The organism is Geobacillus jurassicus NBRC 107829, from assembly GCF_001544315.1.
GTDB lineage: Bacteria > Bacillota > Bacilli > Bacillales > Anoxybacillaceae > Geobacillus > Geobacillus jurassicus.
Map to the genome: position 1 here is coordinate 1 of NZ_BCQG01000028.1, position 26,073 is coordinate 26,073.

Sequence of the window (26,073 nt, forward strand, 5' to 3'; positions counted from 1 at the left end):
CTAACTTGTTTCTTTGGTGGGGATAATTCATTTTCACCAACTTGATTAGTTCTGAAATATTAATAGAAACGTTCTTTTTGTAGAAGCTTGGAATATGTTTTTTCCAAACGTTATACAGGAAGGATACGCTTTCTTCCAATTCTCCAAGGTGATGATTGTGTCGAGACTTTGGACGTAGATTGGATTGATTTTTATGGTAGATTTCTAATGGTAATAGAATTTCTTGAATGAGTAAGTTATGTACCACTTCTCCAAATACATGTGTACTTATCCCTAATTTCGCTACACCTTCGTTATGCCACTTTTGAGGGATTTCACATACCTTGTCTCCCCTTCGATCATCGGAGTCCATATAGGACAAAATAAAACAAGCATCGATGTATATAGACGCTTGTCCAAAATGTTCATCTATGGCATCTTCATATGTCATTACAAACGACATAATCGGCTACCGTCCTTGTTTGTAGATGTCCACTAATTTTTTGCCAAAGGGAGAAGGTTTGGCTATTTTTTTCCGTAATTCGGCAAATGAAAGATCCTTATCCGGTTTGTTGGCCTGTTCAGTGTAAGACAGTGTCACCTTCATTTTCGTTTCCAAAGCGGAGGGCATATCGATCACCTCATTGATTCTCCTTTCTAAAAATTATAATGCTGGCCAGAAAAAGTGTACAGATTTTTCTTTTACTACTATACCCTTGTTCATGAAAACATAAACAGGGAGAGAATCTCCCCTAAAGGGGTAATGGCTGAAAGAGAAGGATGTTTGGGACGGAGAAGAACTCTTCTCTAAGCTCACGAGCAGATGATTTGAAAGCAATGATTGATGGTTGTTTTCCTGCGGCTTGTAGAAAAAGAAAATGGAAAAATACTACCCATCCTTGTTATGATGGTAACGGGTTTAGCCAACAAGGCTCTTTGCTTTCATGGTTTGGAGTGCCTCGTTTTGTAGGCAAAAAGGTTGTTGGCAGGTGAAAACAATGAGAGATTTTCTCTCCCGCTGGCTCCCCGTCATTCTCTGGTGCCTCGTCATTTACAGCTTCAGCGAGTCTTCTTGGTTCACTGGGGCGAATACGGCGCATGTGCTGCAGGTGATTTTATCGTACTTGCCGTTTGGCGGCGGGGATGAAGAGGGGCCGTCATGGTTGAATTTTTTGATCCGAAAAGCGGCGCATTTGACTGAGTTTGGCATTTTGGCGGTGCTTGTGTGGCGGGCGCTTTCGCCAAAACGGTTTGCGTATGCGGGCGCCTGGCTGTTTGCGACCGTGTATGCGGCAACCGACGAGTGGCATCAATCGTTTGAACCGGGGCGGACGGCGACGCCGAAAGACGTGGCGATTGACTCGTGCGGGGCGCTCATGGCGCTTTTGATTGTATGGGTTTGCCGCCGTTGGTTCAGGACAGAGCATCGGGCGGTCAAACGCGGCGTATAATAGAACAAGCTCTCCCAATGTATAGGTCTATATCTAAAAGGAAAGAATGACAAATAACCAGTTTGCGAGAAAAGGGAGAGAGGGCCATGGTCGCGTTTATTGCGGGAATGTTTGTCGGTTCATTCGTGATGCTTGTCATCATGAGCATGATGATGGCGGCGAAACGGGCGGATGAAGCAAGCGAACGGTGGAGGGAAGAGTGAGAATTTTGGAGAGGGACGTTAGGCAATGAACGAATGTCCTAAATTTTCCAAGACGTATTGGTTGCTAGAAACAAAAATGATAGAATAAAGATGCACGGTTTGATGCAGGGTGGGCAGTGGCGACTCCCTTGATGAAAGGGGGTGCTGCTGGATGATGACTGTTGCGGAGGCACTGACGTTAATGATTTCGTTTGCATCGCTGATCGTGGCAGTCATTGCGGTATCAAAAGAAAAGTAACCCACCCTGCTCGGCCTAGGTAAGGGTGGGTTACTCCTGCCTGCTTCTGGGCCGCTGCATTTCTTGCGGCCACCGTGCGTGTTGGTCAGGGCATTGGCCGTTGCCAATGTCCTGTTTTTTATCGTATGCCTTTCCATTCTTAATTATAACCATAATCGAGGGAAAATCACAATACGGCTTGCATGGAAAAGAGCGTACACATTCCTGAGGATGTGCTCAAAAAATTGCTTGATGGCGCACGAAAAATAGGATATACTATGTGTAACCGGTTACACATATACAGATAAAGAAGGAATCGAACATGGCAACAATTCGAGATGTAGCAAAGCGTGCAGGTGTATCCGTCGCCACCGTTTCGCGGGTGTTGAATCAAAATGGATATGTCAATGAAGAAACAGAAAAACGGGTCAGACAGGCGATGGAAGAACTGAATTACAAACCGAATGAGGTGGCGAGGGCGCTATTCAAAAAAACATCCAAAACGGTCGGGTTGATTGTCCCGGATATCACCAACCCGTTCTTTCCGGAGCTCGTTCGCGCGGTGGAAGATGTGATGAATATTTATGACTATACCGTCATTTTATGCAATTCGGATGAGAAAGCAGAAAAAGAACGAGAATATATCGAGGTGTTAAAGCAAAAATATGTGGACGGCGTCATTTTGACCACGAATCAGTTCGCGCCGGAAGAAGTCGAGGAATGGGATGTTCCGATTGTCGTGCTCGATCGTCCGCTGCATGAGCGTTATCCGTCGGTGGTCGCGGATAATTACGAGGGAGCTCGTTTAGCGACGCGTCATTTGTATGAAGTGGGCTGCCGGCGGATCGCCCATATTCAAGGGCCGACCCACGTGGTGAACGCCATAGAGCGTTTTCGCGGCTATCAAGATGAAATGAAGGCGCTGGGGTTGGGAGATCGGCAGCTCGTCATTCAAGGCAATTACCAGCTGAAGCAAGCGAAAGAAGCGGTGATGGCCGCGTTGGCCGACCATGAGATCGACGGGATTTTTGCCGGCAACGACGTGATGGCGGTCGGCGCATTGAAAGCGGTTCAGCAATGCGGGCTGCGGGTTCCCGAAGATATTGCGATTATCGGCTACGACGGCATCCCGCTGACGGAAATGACAACGCCTGAACTATCGACCGTGTCTCAGCCCATTTATGAAATGGGGGCCATGGCGGCGAGAATTTTAATTAAACAAATTGAGGGGAAGCCGCTTGAGAAGTTCCATTATCAACTTCCGGTTCAACTGATTGTGCGACAGTCGACGTCAAGGAGGAGATCAACATGAAAAAACCAACTATTACGGTCATCGGCAGCCTCAACATGGACTTGGTCACCGTGGCAGCGCGGTTTCCAAACCAAGGAGAGACGATCTTAGGCGAGCGGTTTCTTACCACTCCGGGCGGCAAAGGGGCGAACCAGGCGGTGGCCGCCGCCCGCCTCGGCGCCAATGTGCGGATGATGGGCGCTGTTGGCGATGACTCGTTCGGCAAGGAGCTCATCCGTTCGTTACAAAACGAAGGCATTTCCGTCGACTGTGTGAAACCGGTTACACATCAACATACAGGCATTGCTTCGATTACGATTTCTGAACAAGACAACCGGATTATCGTCGTGCCGGGAGCGAACCATGCCCTGACGATAGAGGATATTAACGAGTGCGAATCGGCGATCGCCGAAAGCGATGTTTGTTTATTGCAGCTGGAAATTCCCATTCCGGTCGTCGAGCGGGCGGTCGCCATCGCCCATCGCCATGGCGTGCGCATCATCGTCAACCCAGCTCCAGCCCAGCCGCTGCCGTCGTCGGTGCTCGAGCAAGCCAGTTTCTTGACGCCCAACGAACATGAGCGGGTCATTTTGTTTGCCGGGATGGACGAAGAAACGTTTGTCGATCGGCTCATCGTCACCGAAGGGGCAAAAGGGGTGCGCATTTGGCAAGAAGGACAAGAACGGCTCATTCCAAGTTTCCAAGTTCCAGTCGTCGATACGACGGGCGCGGGCGATACGTTTAACGGGGCGCTCGCGGTGGCGCTCGCGGAAGGGAATACGCTTGAGGAAGCGTGTCGGTTCGCCAATGCGGCCGCGGCTTTATCGGTAACGAAACTCGGGGCGCAGGCCGGGATGCCGAGACGGCAAGAGGTCGAGTCATTTTTGTCCAAACAGAGGGAGAGTCAGTGATGAAAAAACGCGGGATTTTGAATAAAGAATTGAACACGCTGCTTGCCTCGCTAGGGCACACCGATACGATCGTGATTGCCGATTGCGGGCTGCCGATTCCGAACGAAAATGCGCGCATCGACTTGTCTATCGTCAAAGGGTTCCCGCCCTTCTTATCCGTATTGGATGCGGTTGTTGATGAGCTGGAAATTGAGGAAATCGTACTAGCTGAGGAGATCAAGAGCGAGAATCCGGATCTATACGAAAGCATCAAGGCAAGAATGGGGGATGTGCCTGTCCAATTTGTCCCCCATGAAGATTTCAAAGAGATGACAAAGCAGGCGAAAGCGGTGATTCGCACTGGGGAGGCGACTCCCTATGCCAATATCATTCTGCGTTCTGGTGTGAGTTTTTCATAGAAAGATTTCTGAAGGAAAAGGAGGGCAGAAACGATGAGGCCCTTGATTGAAATGCGGTCGATTCAAAAATCGTTTGGCGACAATACTGTTCTCAATGGCGTTGATTTTGAGGTGCTCCCTGGAGAAGTGCATGCGTTGATGGGAGAGAACGGAGCGGGGAAATCAACGCTCATCAAAGTGTTGACTGGCATTTATGAGCGGGATGGGGGAACGATTGTTGTCAACGGGCGCGAAGTGCATTACCGCCATCCGAAAGAGGCGGAACGCGACGGCATTGTCGTGATTCATCAAGAGTTGAACGTCATTCCGACATTGACGGTGGCCGAAAACATTTTCCTTGGGCGCGAGCCGAAAATCGGGAGAACGGGTGTCATTCGCCATAAAGAAATGGAACAACAGGCAGCTTCCTATTTGCGGAGATTAGGAATGGACCTTAACCCACGAGAACTTGCCGGTCGGTTGTCCGTCGGCAAGCAGCAAATGATCGAAATTGCGCGGGCCATTTCCACGAATGCGAAGTGTCTCATTATGGATGAACCGACAGCGGCGCTTACCGAGCGGGAAATTCAGGCTTTATTTTCTGTCATTCGCACCTTGAAGCAACAAGGTGTGGCGATCGTGTACATTTCCCACCGAATGGAAGAGATTTTCACCATTTGCGACCGGATTTCGGTTCTCCGGGACGGCCAGTTTATCGGCACGAAACAAGTAAAGGAAACGAACTTCGAGGAAATTGTGCAAATGATGGTCGGTCGGCAAATCGGGGAGCGCTTTCCAAAGCGGAATGTCGCGATCGGGGAAGAACGACTGCGCGTCGAGCGGCTCACGAGAAAAGGGTTGTTTGAGAATGTATCGTTTTCCGTGCGAGCCGGTGAAGTGCTTGGTGTGGCGGGACTGATGGGATCGGGGCGAACCGAGATCATGGAAGCGATTTTCGGCGCCAGATCATTCGATGAAGGAAACATCTATATCGACGGGCGCCCTGTGCGCATCCGTTCTCCGCGCCAAGCCGTAGAACATGGCATCGCCATGATTACCGAAGACCGAAAGCAAAAAGGGCTCGTTCTCGACATGAGTGTCCATGAGAATTTGACTTTGCCGAAATTGGAACAATTGGCGGCAGCGGGATTCGTCCAGTCATCGAAAGAGCGGGACGTGGTGTTGACATACATCCATCTGTTGAATATTAAAGCCTCCTCCCCAGATTTGCCGGTGAAAGCATTGAGCGGCGGAAATCAACAAAAAGTCGTATTCGGCAAGTGGCTGGCGATGAGCCCGCGCATCCTCATTTTGGATGAACCAACCCGAGGGGTCGATGTCGGGGCAAAGAAGGAGATTTACGACATCATCAATGAATTGGCCGCTCAAGGTGTTGCCGTTATTATGGTGTCTTCCGAATTGCCGGAAGTATTAGGGATGAGCGACCGGGTCATGGTCATCCATGAAGGGAAAGTGCAGGCGATCTTGGAGAATGACGGCTTGGATCAAGAAACCGTCATGCGCGCAGCGACAGGGGGGAATATCTGATGGAAGCGAAGCGAAAATGGGATGTGAAAAAACTAGGGCCGTTGATCGGATTGTTTCTGCTATGCATCGTGCTTTCCATATTGAGCGATGACTTTTTGACAATGGACAACTGGCTCAATCTTCTGCGGCAAGTATCGATCAACGCGCTGATTGCGTTTGGGATGACGTTTGTCATTTTAACGGGGGGCATTGATTTATCAGTCGGTTCCGTGTTAGCGCTATCAAGCGCCATCACAGCGGGAATGATGGCGCAAGGGGTCAGCGGATTTGTCGCGATATTCATCGGCTTATTAGCAGGCACGGCCATGGGCGTCTTGAACGGAGTCTTGGTCACCAAAGGAAAAGTCGCCCCTTTTATCGCCACACTGGCGACGATGACCGCATTTCGCGGCTTGACTCTCGTTTACACGGACGGGCGTCCGATTACAGGGTTTGCGTCTGATGACATCATGTTTCAGATGATCGGCCGCGGTTATTTCTTCGGCATTCCCGTACCGATTATATTGATGCTCGTCGTCTATATCGTGTTGTATATCGTCCTGAAAAAGACGACCTTTGGCCGTCATACGTATGCGATTGGCGGGAACGAAGAAGCGAGCCGTCTATCAGGACTTCGCGTTGATCGGCTCAAAATGTATGTGTATGCGCTAACAGGGACGTTATCCGCTTTGGCGGGGCTCATTTTAACCTCCCGATTGAATTCCGCGCAGCCGACAGCGGGAACGGCGTACGAGTTGGATGCTATTGCTGCCGTTGTCTTGGGCGGCACTAGCTTGTCGGGAGGAAGAGGCTGGATTTTCGGCACGCTAGTCGGCGCTCTGATTATCGGTGTATTGAACAATGGATTGAATTTGCTCAATGTGTCATCGTTCTACCAGCAAGTCATTAAAGGAGCGGTCATTCTTCTTGCGGTGCTGTTAGACCGCCGCAAAGAAGCATGATACATTTTATCAAAAAACAAGGGGGAAATCAGAATGAGAAAAGCAGTCGGTTTATTGGCGGCATTGTGGCTTGCAGGCGGCGTGTTGGCTGGATGTTCGCTCGACCAGAACAACGCATCGAGCGACAAAGGGAAAACGAAACAGGATGGAGAAGTCAAAATCGGTTTATCCATTTCCACCTTGAACAACCCGTTCTTCGTCACTTTAAAAGAAGGTGCTGAAAAAGCCGCCAAGGACGAAGGGGCAAAATTGATTGTCGTCGATGCCCAAAATGACTCGGCGAAACAAATTAACGATATTGAAGACTTGATCCAACAACACGTCGATGTGCTTTTGGTCAACCCGACGGACTCAAGCGCCGTCACTTCTGCGATTGAATCAGCCAACAGCGCCAACATTCCGGTCATTACGGTCGACCGCAGTGCGGACGGCGGGAAAGTGGTCGCCCATATCGCCTCCGACAATGTGGCTGGAGGAAAAATGGCGGCGCAATTTATTGTCGACCACTTGAAAAACGGTGGAAACATTGTGGAATTGGAAGGGATTCCTGGTTCGTCAGCAGCCCGTGAACGCGGAGAAGGATTCCACCAAGTGATTGACAAAGCAGCCAATATGAAAGTCGTCGCCAAACAAGCGGCTGATTTTGACCGGGCCAAAGGATTGTCGGTCATGGAAAACATTTTGCAAAGCCATAAAGACATTCAAGCGGTCTTTGCCCATAACGACGAAATGGCCTTAGGGGCGTTGGAAGCCTTGCAAGCCCATGGAATGAACAACGTCCTTGTGGTCGGGTTCGATGCGACAGATGATGCGGTCAAAGCGGTGAAAGAAGGCAAAATGGCGGCCACAGTAGCGCAAAAGCCGGCATTAATTGGCGAAAAGGCTGTAGAAGCAGCCATTCGTGTTCATAAAGGGGAGAAAGTGGACAAATTTATCCCGGTTCCGCTTGAATTGGTTCAAGGGCAATAATATGGAATTTTATCCGGTGGTGCTAGTTGAGCTCTGATGCTCAACTAGCACCATGGGTTTTTTTATAATTTCCCAAATCCTTTCATACGGCAACATAAAATTTCCCCCAACAGATAAAAATAACTACTAATAGCATAACGTGATGAACGCTTGTCCGATAAGAGGAAGTCGTAAAGTAAATGTTTTTCATTCGTATTTAATGAAAAAATAGGAAAAAGGGGTCCGCCATGCTTCACAAACTCGACTGGATGACGTACATCATGATCATTTTAGCCAGCTACCGGTTCACCCATTTGATCGTCTTTGATAAGATCACTGAATTTATTCGCAATCCGTTTATGAAAAAAGAGGAAATTCAACACGAGGACGGGAGTACGGAAATCAAGAAAGTGCCGAAATCGAAATTTGGTTATTTGCTGAATTGTTATTGGTGCGCGGGTGTATGGAGTGCGATTTTTCTCGCGCTTGGGTATTTATTCATCCCGACAATTGCAATGCCGTTTATTTTTATTTTTTCGATCGCCGGGGCGCAGGCGATTTTGGAGACGTTTGTCGGGGTGGGGACGAAGGCGATCGATCTGTTGTCGGCGGCGAAAAAACGAATGGACTAGAGCGTGTTGGCGGCGGGCAGAGAGCAGGGAACATTTGCGGGCGTGCGGCGGAAAAATGCCGCACGCTCGCTTTTCTTGCTTTTGTAGGTATATCGTTATTGACTTATATAAGCATTTAATTATATACTGATTGACAGAAACAATTTCGTTGGTCGGCGTGACTGTTTCAATGATGTATGTTCGTTTTTTTATAAGCAAATAATTATATGATGATGAATGGAGGGGTTATATGCCGCAACTCGCAATGGAGATGGAAGCGACAGCCCGGGTGTTGAAGCTGCTCGGCGATCCGACGCGGCTGACGATTTTGGCCATTTTACACAAGCGGGAGTGCTGTGTGTGTGAGCTGATGGAAGTGTTTTCGTCAAGCCAGCCGGCGATCAGCCAGCATCTTCGCAAATTGAAAGATGCCGGGTTGCTCCAAGAGGAGCGGAGAGGGCAATGGGTGTATTATTCGCTCCGTCCGCAAAGCGAATACTACTCGCTGTTGCAAACGATATTGTCGTACGTTCCCGATCAAGACGAAAACATTCGCAAAATCGAGGAAGCGAATCCGGCGTCCCGCTGCGGGTGCTGATTTTTTCAAACGAGGTGAAACATGGTGGATTGCTGTGAGCCAAAACGGTTGTCGTTTTTAGATCGGTATTTGACGGTATGGATTTTTTTGGCGATGGCTTTCGGAATCGGTTTAGGGATTTGGTTTCCGCAGGTTGTTGGCGGGCTGAACCGCTTGCAAGTCGGAACAACCTCGATTCCGATTGCGATCGGGTTGATTTTGATGATGTATCCGCCGCTGGCGAAGGTTCGTTATGAGGAGATGGGGCGGGTATTTAAAGACGTCAAAGTGCTCGTTTTGTCTCTCGTGCAAAACTGGGTGATCGGTCCGATTCTTATGTTTTTGTTGGCGATTGTCTTTTTGCCGGATAAGCCGGAGTATATGATCGGCTTGATTTTAATCGGCCTCGCCCGCTGCATCGCCATGGTCATCGTCTGGAATGACTTGGCGCGCGGCGATGCGGAATATGCGGCAGGGCTTGTCGCCTTCAATTCGCTCTTTCAAGTGTTGTTTTTCTCGCTGTATGCGTATGTGTTTGTCACGGTGATTCCAGAGTGGATTGGACTTGAAGGGGCGATCGTGAATATCACGATGGCGGAAGTGGCAAAATCGGTGTTCCTGTACTTAGGGGTTCCGTTTTTGGCCGGCATGGCGACAAGGTTTGTGCTTGTGAAAGCGAAAGGGCGGCAATGGTATGAAACAGTGTTTGTGCCGAAAATCAGCCCGCTGACGCTCGTTGCGCTCTTGTTTACGATCGTCGTGATGTTTTCGCTCAAAGGAGACATGATCGTCAGCTTGCCGCTTGACGTCGTCCGGATTGCGATTCCGTTGTTGCTGTATTTTGTTTTGATGTTTTTCGTCTCCTTCTTTTTGGCGAAAAAATTGGGAGCCGGCTACCCGGTGTCGACGACGCTCGCGTTTACGGCAGGAAGCAACAACTTTGAGCTGGCCATTGCCGTCGCCGTTGGGGTGTTTGGCATTCATTCGGGCGCGGCGTTTGCGGCAGTTATCGGTCCGCTCATTGAAGTGCCGGTGATGCTGGCGCTTGTCAACGTAGCATTGGCGTTTCAGCGAAAGTATTTTTCTTCGGGCAATCCAACATCAACGTAAAGGTGGGAACCAGCGATGAAGAAAAAAGTCATATACTTTTTATGCACCGGCAACTCGTGCCGCAGTCAAATGGCAGAAGGCTGGGCGAAACAACTTCTTGGTGAGGAATGGGAGGTGTACAGCGCTGGCCTTGAAGCGCATGGCCTCAATCCGAACGCGGTGAAGGTGATGAAGGAAGTGGGCATCGATATCTCGAACCAAACGTCTGATGTCATCGACCCGGATCTTCTCCACCGCGCCGATTTGGTTGTGACGCTGTGCGGCCATGCGGCTGACCATTGCCCGGTCACCCCGCCGCACGTGAAGCGCGTCCATTGGGGATTCGACGATCCGGCGAAAGCGGAAGGGACGGAAGAGGAGAAGCTCGCTGTGTTCCGCCGCGTCCGCGATGAAATCGGCGCGCGCATCCGCCGGTTTGCCGAGACAGGGGAATAAAGGCGATATGGCAAGACTGCAATATTGACGAAAACGGGTGAAAGCGAGCGGCTAGGACGTTGGTGGACGAACACGAGGGGTTGCCCGGCGGCCGGAACGATGCGGGCAACCTGTTCCCGTCCCGCTGGCGGAAACCACGCCGCCCTGGATGTTCGGGAAACCGCTATTAGGCAAAAAGAAGGTTCCAACCGGCTTGGCTTGAGCCGGTGTGGAACCTTTTTTGCTTATCGTTGATCGGCTGGGAACACGATGCCGGTTTGCCGGCGCGCTTCGTCCATCAGCTCGATTGTCCAAAGCGAATGGCGGTGTGAGTTGATTGCCGATTCGCGTTCTCCGTTTTCGATCAAACGGATAAACTCTTCCGCTTCATAATACATCGGCGGTTTGTCTTGCGGCACGGTGATGTCCTCGACGCGCCCGTCGCGGTAGCAGATTTCCGCCTTTGCCGGTGTATGAATGGCGTCAATGATCATGCTTCCTTCTTCCCCTTGGATTTCCGCCGGCAAGTAGGAATTGGCGATTTTCGAGTAAAAGACGATCCCATCCATCTCTCCGTAGTCCACGACGATCGTTCCTTCGCCGTCCACCCCCGATTCGAGCTTGAGGCTTTGCGCTTTGAGGCTCTTCGGCTTGCCGAACAGGACAACCATCGGGTACAGACAGTAGACGCCGAGATCCATAAGCGCTCCGTTGGACAAAGCGGGGTTGAAGGCGTTGAGCACCGTTCCTTGCTTATAGGCGTCATAGCGCGATGAGTATTGGCAGTAGCTCGCTACATAGCGGCGGATGCGGCCGAGTTTATGTATGTGCTGGCGGATTGCTTCGAAGTTCGGCATGAGCGTTGATTTCATCGCTTCCATCAACACGACGCCGTTTTGTTCGGCCGATTCGATCATCGCCTTTACCTCTTTGGCGTTGGAGGCGAGCGGTTTTTCGCATAAGACGTGTTTGCCGTGATTCATGAGCCAAATCGCCTGTTCGGCATGAAATGCGTTCGGGCTCGCGATATAGACGGCATCGATGTCACGGCTTTCGGCCAGCTTTTGCAAGTCGGTAAATGTGCGCGGCGCCCCGACTTTGTCGGCAAATCGCTTCGCTGTCTCGTCCGTCCGCGAGTAGACGGCGGCGAGTTCGAACGAGTCGACCAACCGCGCGGCATCAATGAACGCCTCGGTGATCCAGTTTGTGCCGATCGTCGCAAATCGAACCATGATCATTCCCCTTTCGCTCTTGTCGCCCTTCATTTTAGCACAATTTATCGAGAGAGTATGGGTTTCTGTGTGCGGGATTGGATCACTGCCTTGTCAAAAAGCAGTGAAGGAAGGAGTTGCTGAAATCGGTGGGAAACGAAGAAAAAACAATTATGATCACTATCCAGCATATATCTCGTATTTATAAACTTCATAAATTAATTGGCGGTGGTCGTTATTAAGTTGTGTAGTGTAAATAGCTGTGCCGAGCTTGATAGTGATCGCAATCCTTTAGATATAAAAAAAGTCTTCACTCCACTTGATAAATATTGTATTGTTCATTGCGTTGTTTCAAATGTGCAAAAAACAGATAGATTTGTTGAAATGATATGGCATCACCCGCATGGAGAAGCGATTTTTGGAGTTAAGATAGAACTTGATCAGAAAAAAGCTATACAAAAAGTATTTTCAATTGTACATTTTTCTTTTTTTCTTCATTTAGAAAAACCAGATGGTATTTGGGCGGTTCATATTATGCCCTTTGACTTCAAGTGGGATTTAGAGATAAGGACGTTTGGTTTCCGAGATAATGGTACTTTATCTACTTATGATTTTAAAGTTTGAAAGAGGAGGTTCACTACCACAATATACCAGATGTTTTGTATAGACTTGTATCCAAAATGATCTTTACTTATGACGTAAGAAGGACAAGTTCTGACGCAGCCAAACCCAAACTTTTGGTGGAGAGCTAAAGAGGAAGTGGCTATGAAAAAAAATTACATTGCATTCTTTGCATTTCTTGTGTGTCTTTTGTGTATAAGTTGGTTTAAAGAAGGATGGAAAGGCATTTCCCTTCTTTTTTTGAAAGGCGTCGTTATTTTTATAACGATCTATGTTGTGGTGTTTGTTATTGTCTGGTCGACTATGAAGTTAGTTGGTTTTTTTAAAAGACGTCTATAGTGAGCGATCATTTGAATGAAATATTTCGAATGTTCTGGCCATCCCGTATGGGGTGGTTTTTTATAGATGCATATAGGCAAAGAAGATGGAACTCATATTTCGCAACCTTCTTCGGTGTAAAACCATTTCGACCGTTCATAGTCTGAACAAATGATGGCCATGTGATGAATGCGGGCAATACGCATGTCCATTTCCTCCTTAGTGATCTTTTGTTATTTTGCAATAATGTCGATGACCGCCGATGATTGTCGAAAAGAATGAAACAAGTTTGGCTTCCGTCGAGTTGACAGTGAGATGATATGTATACTATCATAAAATTTGTAGATTAAAAAATTTAGAATATTCATTTGTTTTTATAAAAAATGCGCTTTTGTAAGCGCTTCACCTCTGTTGTCTCCCATTTGGCACCATCAACGCAGGCATCGTTCAAGGCGTTCATCCATACATGAGAATACAAGGGGAAGGGGATATCACATGATCTACGAATTTAAATTGCCCGACATCGGCGAAGGGCTGCATGAAGCGGAAATCATCCGCTGGCTCATTCGCGAAGGGGATGTGGTCAAAGCCGACCAGCCGATCGCCGAAATTCAAACGGATAAGGCGATGGTCGAAATGACGACGCCGGTCGCTGGGAAAGTCGTGGCGCTCGCCGGGCCGGAAGGAGCGACGGTCAAGGTTGGGGAGCCGTTGATTGTGGTGGAAACCGAGGCGGCGGTCGCGGGGGAAGCAGCGTCGACCGACAATTCAGTTCGGGAGCCTGCGCCTGTCGCGTGTGGAGAAGCCCCGCGTCCAGCGGCGGCGCGCAAGCGGGCGATCGCCGCGCCGTCCGTGCGCAAGCGGGCGCGGGAGTTGGGCGTTCCGATCGATGAGGTGGAAGGAACGGGCGAAGGCGGCCGGGTGACGCTCGCCGACTTGGAGCGGTATGTCAGGGAGCGGGAAGCGGCCGCGGCGGTGGCGGCAAGGAGCGAAGCGAAGGGAGACGTCCTGTCGACCGGCAGCGCGGCCGGAGGGCGGCAGGCGAGTATAGCCGCATGGACGTCCATCGCGAGCTTGGATGCGGTGTTCGAAGAAGAAGAGCGCATCCCGCTTCGCGGCTTGCGCAAAAAGATCGCCGAAAAAATGGTGAAATCGGCATACACGGCGCCGCACGTGACCGGCATGGACGAAGTCGATGTGACGAAGCTCGTTGAGATTCGCAAGAGCCTTGCCAACGAGCTGGCCAAAGAGCAGATCAAGCTGACGTATTTGCCGTTTGTCATCAAAGCGGTGACAAGGGCGCTGAAGGAATATCCGATGTTTAACGCTTCGCTCGATGAAGAGACGAATGAAATCGTGCTGAAAAAGCGCTATCACATCGGCATCGCGACGGCGACGAAAGCTGGGCTCGTCGTCCCCGTCATCCGTGACGCCGATCAAAAATCGATCCGCGAGCTCGCCATCGAAATCGCCGAACTGTCAGAAAAAGCGCACCGCCAGGCGCTTCGCCTTGAGGAGCTGCAAGGAAGCACGTTTACGATCACGAGCACCGGCGCGGGCGGCGGCTGGTTTGCGACGCCGATCATCAACTACCCGGAAGTGGCGATTTTAGGGGTGCATGCCATCAAACGGCGCCCGGTCGTTGTGGAGGATGAAATCGTCATCCGCGATATGATGGGGATGTCGCTCACCTTTGACCACCGCGTCATTGACGGCGAGCCGGCCGGGCGGTTTATGCGGACGGTGGCGCACTATTTGGAAAATCCGGAAGTGCTGTTGTTGGACGTGCGGTGACCGGCGGGCGGTTAGGAGGCCATGTCTTCGTGTTGGAAGAGAGCGAGCGCCAAAGAGAAGCAGCTGGGCCGTGATGGAAAAAACGATGAGGAGGGAAACCCATGTTTGACCCGGACAAATTGCCGGTCGAGATCGTGCAAATTCTCGATGAAAACGGAAACGGCGACGAGAAGAAGTTGGCGGCCTTTTCCGATGAGTGGCTGCTTCGTGCCTATCGGGAAATGCGGCGGGCGCGCGTCATTGATGAGCGGCTGCTTCGCATGCAGCGGCAAGGGCGGATCGGGACGTATGCCCCGTTTAGCGGTCAAGAGGCGGCGCAAATTGGCAGCGCCCTTGCGCTTCGAAAAGACGACTGGATTTTCCCGAGCTACCGCGAAGTGGCGGTCTGCTTGATGCACGGCATGCCGCTTGAGCAGTTTTTCCACTACGTGCAGGGCCGCTTGTCGGGGAAACGGATGCCGGAAGGATTGAACATTTTCCCGACACAAATCATTATCGCGGCGCAGACGCTTCACGCGGTCGGCTGCGCGTGGGCGTCGAAATTGAAAGGCGAATCGCAAGTATCGGTTGCTTATTTTGGCGATGGCGCGACGTCAGAGGGCGATTTTCATGAAGCGATGAATTTTGCCGCGGTGTACAACGTGCCGGTCATCTTTTTCTGCCAAAACAACCAGTACGCCATTAGCGTCCCGTACCGGAAACAGACGGCAAGCCGGACGATCGCGCAAAAAGCGCTCGCTTACGGAATGAAAGGGGTGCTCGTTGACGGCAACGATGTGCTGGCGGTGTATGAAACGATGAAACAGGCGGTCGAAGCCGCCCGCCGCGGCGAGGGTCCCATGTTGATCGAGGCGCTCACCTATCGGCTTGGGCCGCACACGACGGCGGACGACCCGACGAAATACCGCCGGCCGGAAGAGGTTGAAACATGGCGGACGAAAGATCCGCTTCACCGTCTGCGAGTGCTTTTGGAACGGCGCGGATTATGGACGGAAGTGCAAGAAGAAGCGCTTGTCGCCCAAGTGAATGACGAAGTGACGGCGGCGTACGAGGCGGCCATCGCCAGCAAGGCCGGTTCGATTGTCGATGTATTCGATTACGTGTACAGCGAGGCGCCAACATTGCTTGCCGAGCAAAAAGAAGAAGTGATGCGGCGCAAACAACGGAGCGGGGTGAGATAAATGGCCGAGCTGACGATGATTGAAGCGATCAATGAAGCGATGCGCCAGGAGATGGAGCGCGATCCGCGCGTCATCGTGCTTGGCGAAGATGTCGGCGAAAACGGCGGCGTCTTCCGGGCGACGGACGGGTTGCTTGAGCAATTTGGCGACCAGCGTGTGTTTGATACGCCGCTTGCGGAATCGGGCATTATCGGCACGTCAATCGGTTTGGCGATCAACGGAATGCGGCCGATTGCCGAAATTCAGTTTCTTGGGTTTGTGTACCAGGCGATGGACCAGCTTGCGGCCCAGGCGGCACGCATCCGCTTCCGCTCCGCCGGACGGTTTGCATGCCCCATCGTTGTGCGCAGCCCGTACGGCGGCGGGGTGCGGACGCCCGAATTGCATTCGGATGCGCTCGAGGCGCTGTTTACCCATTCCCCGGGCTTAAAAGTGGTCATGCCGTCCAATCCGTACGATGCGAAAGGGCTATTGATTTCCGCCATTCGCGACGAAGACCCGGTTCTGTTTCTGGAGCCGATGAAGCTGTATCGGGCGTTTCGCATGGAGGTGCCGGAAGAACCGTACACGATTCCGCTCGGCCAAGCGCGGGTCGTCAAAGAAGGAGAAGATGTGACGATCATTGCGTGGGGGCCGACCGTGCCGCTTGTCGCCAACATCGCCGCCGAGATGCAGGCGAAAGGGGTCGATGCGGAGGTGATTGATCTTCGCTGCCTGCAGCCGCTTGATATCGACACGATCATCGCCTCGGTGGAAAAAACGGGGCGAGTCATGATCGTCCATGAGGCGGTGAAAACAGGCGGGTTTGGCGCCGAAGTGGCGGCGCTGATCAGCGAGCGGGCGCTATTCTCTCTCTCGGCCCCGATCGTGCGCATCGCCGGTTACGACACGCCATACCCCGTGCCGTCGGTCGAGGATGACTGGCTGCCGAATCCCGCCCGCATTGCGGAAGGGATCGAAACGTTGATGCGATACTAGAAGGGACGGTGAAGAGCGGCTGTTTGACTCCCTTCGCTCCCTTTCGTTTGAAGAAAACAGGAGAGGCTGGGCGGATCGAGTGGCGACACAGCGTTTGCGGCTGTTCCACGCCATCGCCATCTCTTGCTGGAAGGCGGAGAATGAAAACAGACATTGCGGCGTAAAGAGAAAACGTTGGTTAGGGAAAAAAGGGTGCGTTTGTACGAACGTAACTGCAAGACCGGGCGGCGCATGGGCGGATCGCGCCGCTTGATCCGATCGGGTGAGGGGGAGAACGATGAATCTATATGAATCATTGCTTGCGTTGATCGGCGACCGCGAGCGGGTGAGCGTCAACGAAACGGTGCTTGAACACCATAGCAAAGGCATCGCCTACCATGCGCCGCATGCGCCTGATGTCGTCGTCTTTCCGAAGACAGCAGAGGAAGTGAGCCGGGTGATGGCGTTTGCCAACGAACACCGCATTCCCGTTACGCCGTTTGGCGCCGGCACGAGCTTGGAAGGGCATGTCATTCCGGTTGCGGGCGGCATCAGCTTGGATTTGACGCTCATGAACCGTATCATCGATATTCGCCCGGACGATTTTCTCGCCATCGTCGAGCCGGGAGTGACGCGGTTGCAACTGAATGAGGCGCTGAAGCGATATGGGTTGTTTTTTCCGGTCGATCCGGGGGCGGACGCGACGATCGGCGGCATGGCGGCGACGAATGCGAGCGGCACGAACTGCGTGAAATACGGCGTCATGCGCGATCAAGTGCTCGGATTAGAGGTGGTGCTCGCTGACGGTTCAGTCATGCAGACGGGCAGCTTGGCGGTGAAATCGTCGGCCGGATATGACTTGACCGGCTTGTTCGTCGGATCGGAAGGGACGCTTGGCGTGTTCACCCGCCTCATCGTCCGCCTGCACGGCATTCCGGAAGCGACGAACGCTATCAAAGTGTGCTTTCCATCGCTTGAGGCGGCGGCGCAAGCAGCGTTTGCGGTGTTGAAGGCCGGCGTCGGCCCAGGGAAAATCGAGCTCGTTGACGAAGCGACGATCGCAGCGGTCAATGCGTACAAAAAAACCGATTATCCGGTGAAGCCGACGTTGTTTATTGAACTGAGCGGCAGCCCATCAAGCGTCGAGGACGGAACAGAGCTTGTCAACGAATTGTGTGAAGCGGAGGGTGCTGTTTCATTCACGGTTGAAACCGACTCGCTCGCCCGCGCGAAGCTATGGGAAGCGCGCCATCATGCGGCGTTCGCCATTCAAGCGGCGTATCCAGGCAAGGCGATGCTGTCGACCGATGTGTGCGTCCCCCTGTCAGAACTGCCAGGGGCGATCGCCGATACGCGCCGGCTCGTTGACGAGCAGAATATGATTGCCGCCATTTTCGGCCATGTCGGCGACGGCAACTACCATACGGTGCTTGCCTTTGACCCGAACGATGCGGAGGAGATGGCGCGGATCGAACAGGTGCATACCCATATCGTCCGCTATGCCTTATCGCGCGGCGGCACGTGCACGGGAGAGCACGGCATCGGCATCGGCAAGCGGGCGTTTTTGCGCGAAGAAAAAGGAGACGCCGTCGTTTGGATGAAACGGTTGAAACAGCTGTTTGACCCGAACGGCATTCTCAATCCGGGGAAAATTTTTTGATCATAGCGGATCGCTCTGCATCCCTGCCTGTTGGCGGGGATTTTTCTGTTGATCGGCGGGCGGTGCCAAGGAGAAATCCGTGTAACACAGTGTTACAACATAGAAACAATTGTTTTTCGTTTTCCTTTTGTTACAACAGGACGCCATCTCCTTTACTTTTGCCATCAGGCGCGGTTTAGTAATAGTAGATGGGGCAACAGCAAGGTGATGGTGTTGCCGCGATCAGCGGAGCTGGGCTCAAACGGTTGGGCTACCGTCCTTTCCGATCGTTTCCGTCTTCCGTCCGCCCCAGCAGCCGATACATTTCTTTCGCTAACCGCTCAAGCAAATAGACGACCGGAAGCTGGGTCGTTACATCGGTCTGTCCGATTCGCTCGGCTGTCGCATAATACGTCAAGTTGTAGTCCGAGATGTTCGCGAGCGTGCACTGCTTCCGGTTCGTGATGCTGATGATCGTGCTGCCGTTTTCCTTGAATCGGTGCACTTGGGCGAGCGTGTAAGATGTTTCTCCAGACACCGATAAGGCGATGACGGCACAGTTGTGGAAATAATGGCCGTAAATTGGGAAAAACGGGTCCTTTTTGTCAGAAGAGGTGTTTACGGATGTAGCAATCGGCGAAAAACACCGCGTGGATCTATTGGTCGAAACGAAGTTGAAGGGGGAAGACGGGGTGATCATCGTCCATATCGAACACCAAAGCTACACGCAGCAGACGTTTCCCGAGCGCATGTTCATTTATGTCAGCCGTTTGTTTCAAAAATACCGCCGCCGCATTCTTCCCATTGCCATCTTCAGCTATGATGAACACCGCGATGAACCGTCCTCGTTCACTATCAAGTTTCCGTTCCTAACCGTTGTCGATTTCCGCTTTCTTACTGTTGAACTTCGCAAACTGCCATGGCGCGAGTACATTCGCCACGACAACCCGGTTGCCGCCGCCTTGTTAAGCAAAATGGGGTATAATGAAAGCGAAAAGGTCGAAGTGAAAAAAGAATTTTTGCGCCTGCTCGTCCGCCTGGAGCTTGACGAGGCGAGGCAGCGGCTGTTGTTTCGGTTTTTCGAGACGTATTTGACGCTGTCCGAACAAGAGGAAATCCAATTGCGAAACGAGGTGAACGAAATGGAGGCGAAGGAAGCGAAAAAAGTGAACGATCTCCTGATCTCATACGAGCGGCGGGGAATGGAAAAAGGGAAAAAGGACGTGGCTAAGCGGATGTTGGCGAAAGGATATGATGTGCCAACGATCTGTGAACTAACTGGGCTGCCAGCCGAGGCGGTGGAAAAGCTGAAAGAGTAAAAAGATGGAGGAGACGCCGTTCCGATGTAGCGAGCCTGTTTCGGAACGGCGTTTTTTTGCTCGCTCTGCGCTTGATGATGGGTATGGCCATCGCCGCATGCCGGATGATGCCGGCCGGACTGATCCCTATTTGTATTTCATATAGATGCAATTTGAAGTTTTACCATTTGCAGCTTTTATCGACTGTCGGGCGACCGAACAACGCCGCTTCCAGACCCATATATGGGCCTGTGAAGCAGGTGGTCGTTCGGTCTTCCGTCACGCTTTGGCGCGACGGGGCAAGCCTGTGGCTTGCCTTCGACAGTCGAAAATGGACAAACCGCTTTTCCGTCAAGGATATGTTAAACTTCTTCGTTGCATCTATACAGCTTTTGCTGCCATCGAGAAGCAGAGGAGAACGATGTGCGGCGCTTCAGGCGGGAAGGAGGGAGAGAAACGGCATCCATTTTCTTTTGTCTAGGCTAGCGCCCCGACATTCATGTACAATGGCGGTAGGAGGGATCAAGATGCGCGATTGGTGGAAACGGCTGTTTTACGGCGGCGGCATCGCCGCGCTGCTTGCAAGCGCTTCCTTCACCGCCTATTGCGCTTGGAACGTGTATGCGTATCCGGAGTCAGAGAAGGAGCGGGTTCCGGCAAAAGCAAAAGAGGCATACCATTTCGTGCTTGTGCCGGAGGAACTCGATAATGATTACTGGCGGCTCGTGGAAAAAGGAGCGAAAGCGGCGGCGAAAGAGCTAGGGATTGACCTCGAGTATATCGGGCCGCGGCAGGCGAATATTGATGAACATTTGCGCATTTTAAAAAAAGCGGCGGCAGCGAAAGTAGATGGGATCATCACACAAGGGTTGACGGAAGCGGAATTTGTCCCGGTGATTAACGAAATCGCGGACAAGAATATTCCCGTGGTGACGATCGATACCGATGCCCCGACGAGCCGACGTGTCGCCTATGTGGGAACGGATAATTATTATGCCGGTTTTCTCGCGGGACGGGCGCTAGCCGAGGATACGAAGGGCAAGGCGACGGTCGCGATTATTACCGGCAGTTTGACGGCGGCGCACCAACAGTTGCGAGTGCGCGGATTTGAAGATGCGGTGAGACAGGAAAAAGGCATCCGCATCGTCGCCATTGAAGAGTCGCACATTACGCGTGTGCAAGCCGCGGAAAAGGCGTATACGATTTTGAAAAAACACCCGGATGTAAATGCGTTTTACGGCACGAGCGCGCTTGATGCGATCGGCATCGCCAAGGTGGTCGAGCAGTTCCACCGGGAGCGTCAAACGTATATTATCGGGTTTGATACGCTGCCGGAGACGATCCGGTACTTGCAAAAGGGGACGATCGCGGCGACGGTCGTGCAGGAGCCGTATGAGATGGGATATCGAGCCGTGAACATGATGGCCGAGATCGTTGCCGGGAGAGACGTGCCGGCGGTGACGAATACGGAGACGAAAGTCATTCGGAAAAAAGACTTGCCGCTGCGCCCGGCGCGCAATTATGAGGTCAAGACGCCATAAAGGCGGCTGCCGTGTCCCCCGTAGGACAGGGGCTGAAAGCGAAGAAGGGTGGACGTGCCGCCAAAGCGATGGGGACATACCATGAGAGATGGCTGTCCTTGGCGTTCGGACACGTTCGGCTTGAAGCGTTAGAAGGCCGGTGAAAAACAATGATTCCCTTGAACATCAAAGACCGGTTTCATAAAGGTTTCTCCGTTTCAGAAATTCCCCTGTTTAACCGGGTTTCCGATTAAATCACCTGACTTTTAGAGCGACGCAGGCGACAAAGCGCCGGTGACAGCGGGGTGGAATGAAGATGAACATTCGGACGAAGATGCTGCTTTGTTTTACCGTTTTTTTGCTTTTGCTCAACGGAGCGGTGTTTCTTTTATACCAGACGAGCGAAGAGATGATGAGCGATTATGATCAACGGATGCGCCGATTGTTGCTGCTGAATGAAATTTCGCAAAGGACGAATCGGTTGACCGAGCAGTTGAACGCGTATGTGTCCGAAAAAGAGGGGCGATATGCGCGCGCGTATGAGCAAGAATACCGCTGGCTGCAACAGCACCGCCGGCAGCTCGGCGCCATCTTGCCAGTGCTGTCCGACCGGCTGGCGGCGGAAAACTATGAGCATATGATTGAAAGTTTGCTGGAGGAGGCGGCGCTGACGGTCTATCATTTTCAAGCTGGAAATATTGGCTTGTACTCGTCCCACTTGCATGAAACGATGAACATTGCGTCCTTTTTGCAAGAGGAAACGTTAAACTTGATTGACGATGAGCTGACGGCCTACCAACGGCGGTACGATGAAGTGGAGCGGCGCAACCGCTATTTCCGCTATATGGGAATGGGATTGTTTGTCACAACCTTGCTGCTTGGCGTCTTGCTGGCGGCGTTCTTTTCCGGCCACTTGACGAAGCCGATCATTCTTCTCTCGCGCGCTGCCCGATCCATCGCTGACGGGCGGCTGGACGGGCCGGACATTGAGCCGATGACCAACGATGAGCTGCGGCTGTTGACGATTACGTTTAATGACATGCGCCGCAATTTAAAGCAATTGATTGCAGAAATGAAGCAAAAAGCCGAACTTGACCGGCTCGTCAAAGAGTTTGAGCTGAAAAGCTTGCAAAGCCAAATCAATCCGCATTTTTTGTTCAATACGCTGAACACGGTCGCGAAGATGGCGTACTTGGAGGACGCCCAGCAAACGTCGCGGCTGATTGAAGCGGTGGCGGCCATTTTGCGCTACAACTTGGGCGATTTGCAGCGGACGGTGACGCTTGCCGATGAGGTGCGCATCGCCCGTGAATATTTCTTCATCCAGCAGACGCGGTTTTTTGATCGGATCAAGTTTTCGTTAGAGGCGGAACCATCTTGCCTCGATCAACCGCTTCCGCCGCTCACGTTGCAGCCGCTGATTGAAAATGCGTTCATCCATGGCATTGAGACGTACGAGCAGGGAGCCGAGCTGGCCGTGTCCGTTTTCGTCGAAAACGAGCGGGTCGTTGTGGAAGTGCGCGACAATGGCGTGGGCATGGATGAGCAGGTGAAAGCGGAGCTTGACGCGTTGATCCGCGGCGAAGAACCGCCGGCGCGCCGCGAACAAGGGCGCGGCCATTCGACCGGCATCGGCTTGCGCAATGTCATTCGCCGGCTGCAGCTGTTTTACGGAGTGATGGATGTGGCCGAAATCGAGTCTGCACCAGGAAAAGGAACGACGGTGCGGTTATGGCTGCCAAGATGGCAAGGGGGGGATGAACGGTGAAAGTGGCGATCGTCGATGATGAGGCGTTGGAGCGCAAAGCGTTGCGCAAAATGATCAACGACCACCTTCCGGACATCGAGGTGGTCGCCGAGGGCGCCAACGGGCGCGAGGCCATTGACATTGCCAAGCAATATTGTCCGGATGTGATGCTCATTGACATCAAAATGCCCGGCCTTGACGGGCTGCAAGCGATCGAAGCGATTCGCCAAGACGGCCTCGATCTGGAGTTCATTATTGTGTCGGCGTTTGATTTGTTCGACTATGCGAAACAAGCGATGCGGTTTGGCGTCAAGGAATATTTATTGAAACCGAGCCGGAAGGAGGAGGTCATTTCGGCTTTGGAACGGGTCAGCCAAGAAGTGGCGGCCAAGCGGCAACACGAGGAGAGCAGCCGCCAGCTGCAGGAGCAGATTCGCCGGTTGCAGACGCTTGTGGAAAGCGAATGGCTGTCCGTCCTCATGACAGAAGACGTATCGGCTGATGAGTGGGAGCGGTGGAAGGAGCTGCTGCCGTTTTCGATTGCGTCGGGGATGTTCCTCGTCATTCAGTTCCCGGATGCAGGGGTGGCTGACGAATGGAAATCATGGCTGGACAAGCAGCTCAGCGGGCAGGCGCCAACGCGCTATCTGATCGGGCGGATGGCGAACCGGCGCCTGCCGGTCTTGTTTTTCCGCAGCCCAAACGATGGCGATCCGGCCTGGAAGCCCGTCATCCAGGCATTGGCGCTCGATTTGGCGCGGCAGTTTTCGGCCCGGTACGGCGCTGCGCTGTATATCGGGCTCGGCTCCCCGTTTTCGCGCCTTGACCAACTTCGTTCCTCGTACTATGAGGCGCTGTCGGCTGCACATTATTACGCCGAACGGCAAAAAGCACAAGTGGGGTTTCTGCCGGCGGAAGCGACGCGCGCCGGCGGGGAAGCGGAACGGGATAAACAGCTGTTTGAAGCGCTGCGCCTTGGCGACATCGAGCAGGCCCGGCTGATCTGTCTGACGTATATAGAGGAACTGGCCTCTTCTCATTCACTGCCGGCCGCTGGTCGCAAAGCGGAAGAGACCTTTGTGTGGCTCGGGCGTCTTCTATCAGAGCTGGGCATTCGTTACGAGCGGCTCGCTTCCTTTGCTTCCTGCCGGTCGGCGGCAGAATTGAAGCGGGCGGCGCTTGATGAACTGGACCGCATCGCCGCTGATCTCGAGGTTTGGCGCCAGCAGCAAGCGTATGGCAAACTCGGCAAGGCGAAAGACTACATTGACCGTCATTACGCCGAACCGCTGACGCTTGAGGAAGTGGCTGAACAAGCGGGCATCAGTCCGTACTACTTCAGCAAACTGTTCAAAGAGCATTTTGGCATCACCTTTATCGACTACGTGACGAACGTGCGCATCGAGCGGGCGAAAGAAGCGCTGGCTGAGACTGATCAAAGCTTAAAAGAAATTTGTTTTCTCGTCGGCTACAACGACCCAAACTATTTCAGCCGCGTCTTTAAAAAGCAGACCGGCCTGTCGCCGAGCGAATACCGGAAAAAAGTACAGGCGCGCTGACAAGGGGAGTGCTGTCTCCAACAAGGAAGGTGGATGGCGAGTCAAAAGGAGAACGGGCAAGTCCCGCAAACGAAGCGGGTTGCCCCGCCCTCTTCCGGCGCCCGAAACGAAGCCCGCCCCCTGATGGGGAGACGGGCTTCTTTCGCGCCATTGAAGCGAAATGGCCGCTAGCTGGTACCAGAGAGCCTTTCGTTTGCCCGACAGGAGAACGGAAAACAAAAAAGTGAAGAAAAACGCAAAAAAGTGAAGAAATCAAGCCGCAGTTTGATGAGCGGCGCATGGTACACTCAACATTGAAAGGGGTTTCAGAAAAAGAGCAAAGGGGGAGAATCATGAGAAAGAAAGCATCCGCATGGCTCGCGCTTGCGCTTGGAATTGGGATGGCGCTTTCGGGCTGCAGCAGCTCGAACTCTTCATCCGATAACGCCAAACAAGGCAGCCAAAAAGCGGGAGAGAAGCTCGAGATTTTCAGCTGGTGGACCGGAGCCGGTGAGGAAGACGGCTTAAAAGCGCTCATCAAACTGTTCCAAGAAAAATATCCGGATATTGAAGTCGAAAACGCAGCGGTCGCTGGCGGGGCGGGGACGAACGCCAAGGCGGTCTTAGCGAGCCGCATGCAAGGGAACGATCCGCCATCGACGTTCCAAGTGCACGGCGGAGCAGAACTCAATGAAGGTTGGGTGGCCGCCGGCAAAATGGAGCCGCTGAACGATTTATATGAAAAAGAAGGCTGGATGGACAAATTCCCGAAAGCGCTCATCGATATGGTAAGCAAAGACGGCAACATTTACTCCGTGCCCGTCAACATTCACCGCGGCAACGTGCTGTGGTACAACAAAAAAATCTTTGCTGACAACGGACTACAGCCGCCGAAAACGTTCGACGAGTTTTTCCAAGTGGCGGACAAACTGAAAGCGAAAGGCATCACGCCGCTCGCCTTGGGCGACAAAGAGCCGTGGGCCGCAACGCACTTGTTTGAAAACGTGCTGCTTGGCACGCTCGGAACGGAAAACTACAAGAAGCTTTGGACGGGCGAATTGTCGTTTAACGATCCACAAGTGAAACAAGCCGTTGAGACGTTTAAGAAAATGCTCAACTATATTAACGAAGACCATAGCTCTCGCAACTGGCAAGACGCCGCCCAGCTCGTTGCCGAAGGAAAAGCGGCCATGTACGTGATGGGAGACTGGGTGAAAGGCTATTTTGTCAACGATTTGAAATTGAAGGTGAACGAAGACTTCGGCTATGTGCCGGTGCCGAATACGGAAGGCAAGTTTATGGTCATCACCGATACGTTCGGCCTGCCGAAAGGCGTGAAAAACCCGGACGATGTGAAGAAATTTTTAGCGGTGCTTGGTTCGGTGGAAGGACAAGATGCGTTCAATCCGCTGAAAGGCTCCATCCCGGCCCGCATCGACGCCGATCCGTCCAAGTACGATGAATACGGCAAACAAACGATGCAAGATTTCAAAACGGCGGAGCTGGCGCCAAGCTTAGCGCACGGTTCAGCAGCGCCGGAAGGCTTTGTCACGAAGGTCAATCAGGCCGTCAACATTTTCGTGACGCAAAAAGATGTGAAAACGTTCATCGACACGTTGGCATCGGCCGCAACAGAACTGAAGAAATAATCAGGAAAAGGGGACGGGAGCC

The 26,073-nt window shown here is 52.5% G+C and carries 24 protein-coding genes and 3 pseudogenes; 22 read left to right on the top strand and 5 right to left on the bottom strand.

Translation table 11 applies throughout. The features are described from left to right. Together GJ1_RS18860 and GJ1_RS18340 are read right to left on the bottom strand one after the other, a co-directional pair. Nucleotides 1-442 (bottom strand): annotated as a pseudogene (locus GJ1_RS18860) (hypothetical protein); the annotation flags it as partial. 6 nt (nucleotides 443-448) lie between these two features. Further along, a complete protein-coding gene (locus GJ1_RS18340; protein ID WP_157068373.1) occupies nucleotides 449-619 on the bottom strand; it encodes a hypothetical protein in 171 nt (56 codons plus the stop codon). Nucleotides 620-977: 358 nt separating this feature from the next. Here GJ1_RS18340 and GJ1_RS09645 point away from each other — a divergent pair, with 358 nt between their 5' ends. Continuing rightward, nucleotides 978-1,430: a VanZ family protein gene (locus tag GJ1_RS09645; protein WP_066231597.1), complete on the top strand. Its 453-nt coding sequence runs from the start codon at nucleotides 978-980 to the stop codon at nucleotides 1,428-1,430. An 86-nt stretch (nucleotides 1,431-1,516) separates the two neighbouring features. Further along, complete coding sequence (locus GJ1_RS19050; RefSeq protein ID WP_245629371.1) at nucleotides 1,517-1,633, top strand: DUF3789 domain-containing protein; 117 nt, start codon at nucleotides 1,517-1,519, stop codon at nucleotides 1,631-1,633. A gap of 18 nt (nucleotides 1,634-1,651) precedes the next feature. On the opposite strand, the gene GJ1_RS19480 is transcribed toward GJ1_RS19050, so the two are convergent. Beyond that, complete coding sequence (locus GJ1_RS19480) at nucleotides 1,652-2,008, bottom strand: hypothetical protein (protein WP_167346107.1); 357 nt, start codon at nucleotides 2,006-2,008, stop codon at nucleotides 1,652-1,654. 164 nt (nucleotides 2,009-2,172) lie between these two features. Here GJ1_RS19480 and GJ1_RS09650 point away from each other — a divergent pair, with 164 nt between their 5' ends. The 10 genes from GJ1_RS09650 (at nucleotide 2,173) to arsC (ending at nucleotide 10,599) form a co-directional block, all read left to right on the top strand. After that, nucleotides 2,173-3,162 carry a LacI family DNA-binding transcriptional regulator gene (locus tag GJ1_RS09650; RefSeq protein ID WP_066231599.1) on the top strand — a complete coding sequence of 330 codons (990 nt, stop codon included), beginning with the start codon at nucleotides 2,173-2,175 and terminating at the stop codon, nucleotides 3,160-3,162. Beyond that, complete coding sequence (gene rbsK / locus GJ1_RS09655) at nucleotides 3,159-4,052, top strand: ribokinase (protein WP_066231601.1); 894 nt, start codon at nucleotides 3,159-3,161, stop codon at nucleotides 4,050-4,052. Before GJ1_RS09650 ends, rbsK begins: the two co-directional genes overlap by 4 nt. After that, nucleotides 4,052-4,450 carry a D-ribose pyranase gene (rbsD, locus tag GJ1_RS09660; RefSeq protein WP_044736254.1) on the top strand — a complete coding sequence of 133 codons (399 nt, stop codon included), beginning with the start codon at nucleotides 4,052-4,054 and terminating at the stop codon, nucleotides 4,448-4,450. Before rbsK ends, rbsD begins: the two co-directional genes overlap by 1 nt. 33 nt (nucleotides 4,451-4,483) lie before the next feature. Then, nucleotides 4,484-5,977 carry a sugar ABC transporter ATP-binding protein gene (locus GJ1_RS09665; protein WP_066231603.1) on the top strand — a complete coding sequence of 498 codons (1,494 nt, stop codon included), beginning with the start codon at nucleotides 4,484-4,486 and terminating at the stop codon, nucleotides 5,975-5,977. Beyond that, on the top strand, nucleotides 5,974-6,918 hold the full coding sequence (rbsC, locus tag GJ1_RS09670) for a ribose ABC transporter permease (RefSeq protein ID WP_066231605.1): 945 nt from the start codon (nucleotides 5,974-5,976) through the stop codon (nucleotides 6,916-6,918). Before GJ1_RS09665 ends, rbsC begins: the two co-directional genes overlap by 4 nt. Before the next feature lie 33 nt (nucleotides 6,919-6,951). After that, entirely contained in the window at nucleotides 6,952-7,887 is a 936-nt protein-coding gene (rbsB, locus tag GJ1_RS09675) for a ribose ABC transporter substrate-binding protein RbsB (protein ID WP_066231608.1), read from the top strand. 227 nt (nucleotides 7,888-8,114) lie between these two features. Next, the gene (locus GJ1_RS09680) at nucleotides 8,115-8,498 is read left to right on the top strand and encodes a DUF1360 domain-containing protein (RefSeq protein ID WP_066231611.1); all 384 of its coding nucleotides are present in this window, start codon (nucleotides 8,115-8,117) and stop codon (nucleotides 8,496-8,498) included. A gap of 229 nt (nucleotides 8,499-8,727) precedes the next feature. Continuing rightward, complete coding sequence (locus GJ1_RS09685; RefSeq protein WP_066231613.1) at nucleotides 8,728-9,075, top strand: ArsR/SmtB family transcription factor; 348 nt, start codon at nucleotides 8,728-8,730, stop codon at nucleotides 9,073-9,075. Nucleotides 9,076-9,096: 21 nt separating this feature from the next. Next, nucleotides 9,097-10,164 carry an ACR3 family arsenite efflux transporter gene (gene arsB, locus GJ1_RS09690; RefSeq protein WP_157068375.1) on the top strand — a complete coding sequence of 356 codons (1,068 nt, stop codon included), beginning with the start codon at nucleotides 9,097-9,099 and terminating at the stop codon, nucleotides 10,162-10,164. A gap of 15 nt (nucleotides 10,165-10,179) precedes the next feature. Next, entirely contained in the window at nucleotides 10,180-10,599 is a 420-nt protein-coding gene (gene arsC, locus GJ1_RS09695) for an arsenate reductase (thioredoxin) (protein ID WP_020961338.1), read from the top strand. Nucleotides 10,600-10,823: 224 nt separating this feature from the next. Here arsC and GJ1_RS09700 read toward each other — a convergent pair whose 3' ends face one another. Continuing rightward, nucleotides 10,824-11,810 (bottom strand): Gfo/Idh/MocA family protein, encoded by a 987-nt coding sequence (locus GJ1_RS09700; RefSeq protein WP_066231614.1) that lies wholly within the window; start codon nucleotides 11,808-11,810, stop codon nucleotides 10,824-10,826. 222 nt (nucleotides 11,811-12,032) lie between these two features. Between GJ1_RS09700 and GJ1_RS18350 the strand changes: the two genes are divergently transcribed. From GJ1_RS18350 to GJ1_RS09725, 5 genes are all read left to right on the top strand, one after another. After that, nucleotides 12,033-12,413 (top strand): hypothetical protein, encoded by a 381-nt coding sequence (locus tag GJ1_RS18350; protein WP_156133423.1) that lies wholly within the window; start codon nucleotides 12,033-12,035, stop codon nucleotides 12,411-12,413. 810 nt (nucleotides 12,414-13,223) lie between these two features. After that, nucleotides 13,224-14,522: a dihydrolipoamide acetyltransferase family protein gene (locus GJ1_RS09710; RefSeq protein ID WP_066231618.1), complete on the top strand. Its 1,299-nt coding sequence runs from the start codon at nucleotides 13,224-13,226 to the stop codon at nucleotides 14,520-14,522. A 101-nt stretch (nucleotides 14,523-14,623) separates the two neighbouring features. Continuing rightward, nucleotides 14,624-15,703, top strand: a complete 1,080-nt coding sequence (gene pdhA, locus GJ1_RS09715) for a pyruvate dehydrogenase (acetyl-transferring) E1 component subunit alpha (protein ID WP_066231621.1) — start codon at nucleotides 14,624-14,626, stop codon at nucleotides 15,701-15,703. Continuing rightward, nucleotides 15,704-16,681 (top strand): alpha-ketoacid dehydrogenase subunit beta, encoded by a 978-nt coding sequence (locus tag GJ1_RS09720; protein WP_066231624.1) that lies wholly within the window; start codon nucleotides 15,704-15,706, stop codon nucleotides 16,679-16,681. Nucleotides 16,682-16,958: 277 nt separating this feature from the next. After that, the gene (locus GJ1_RS09725; RefSeq protein WP_066231627.1) at nucleotides 16,959-18,320 is read left to right on the top strand and encodes an FAD-binding oxidoreductase; all 1,362 of its coding nucleotides are present in this window, start codon (nucleotides 16,959-16,961) and stop codon (nucleotides 18,318-18,320) included. A gap of 250 nt (nucleotides 18,321-18,570) precedes the next feature. Here GJ1_RS09725 and GJ1_RS09730 read toward each other — a convergent pair. After that, a pseudogene (locus GJ1_RS09730) lies at nucleotides 18,571-18,900 on the bottom strand (SIS domain-containing protein); the annotation flags it as partial. Here GJ1_RS09730 and GJ1_RS09735 point away from each other — a divergent pair. The 5 genes and pseudogenes from GJ1_RS09735 to GJ1_RS09755 all read left to right on the top strand — a co-directional run. Continuing rightward, a pseudogene (locus GJ1_RS09735) lies at nucleotides 18,896-19,618 on the top strand (Rpn family recombination-promoting nuclease/putative transposase); the annotation flags it as partial. The pseudogenes GJ1_RS09730 and GJ1_RS09735 sit on opposite strands and share 5 nt — an antisense overlap. Nucleotides 19,619-20,124: 506 nt before the next feature. Further along, complete coding sequence (locus GJ1_RS09740) at nucleotides 20,125-21,138, top strand: sugar-binding protein (RefSeq protein ID WP_066231630.1); 1,014 nt, start codon at nucleotides 20,125-20,127, stop codon at nucleotides 21,136-21,138. 295 nt (nucleotides 21,139-21,433) lie between these two features. Continuing rightward, nucleotides 21,434-22,885, top strand: a complete 1,452-nt coding sequence (locus tag GJ1_RS09745; protein ID WP_066231632.1) for a sensor histidine kinase — start codon at nucleotides 21,434-21,436, stop codon at nucleotides 22,883-22,885. Continuing rightward, nucleotides 22,882-24,423, top strand: coding sequence for a response regulator transcription factor (locus tag GJ1_RS09750; RefSeq protein WP_066231634.1), 1,542 nt, complete (start codon nucleotides 22,882-22,884; stop codon nucleotides 24,421-24,423). The genes GJ1_RS09745 and GJ1_RS09750 overlap by 4 nt, the downstream gene beginning before the upstream one ends. A 332-nt stretch (nucleotides 24,424-24,755) precedes the next feature. Next, a complete protein-coding gene (locus tag GJ1_RS09755; RefSeq protein WP_066231638.1) occupies nucleotides 24,756-26,051 on the top strand; it encodes an ABC transporter substrate-binding protein in 1,296 nt (431 codons plus the stop codon). The last annotated feature ends 22 nt before the right edge of the window (nucleotides 26,052-26,073 follow it).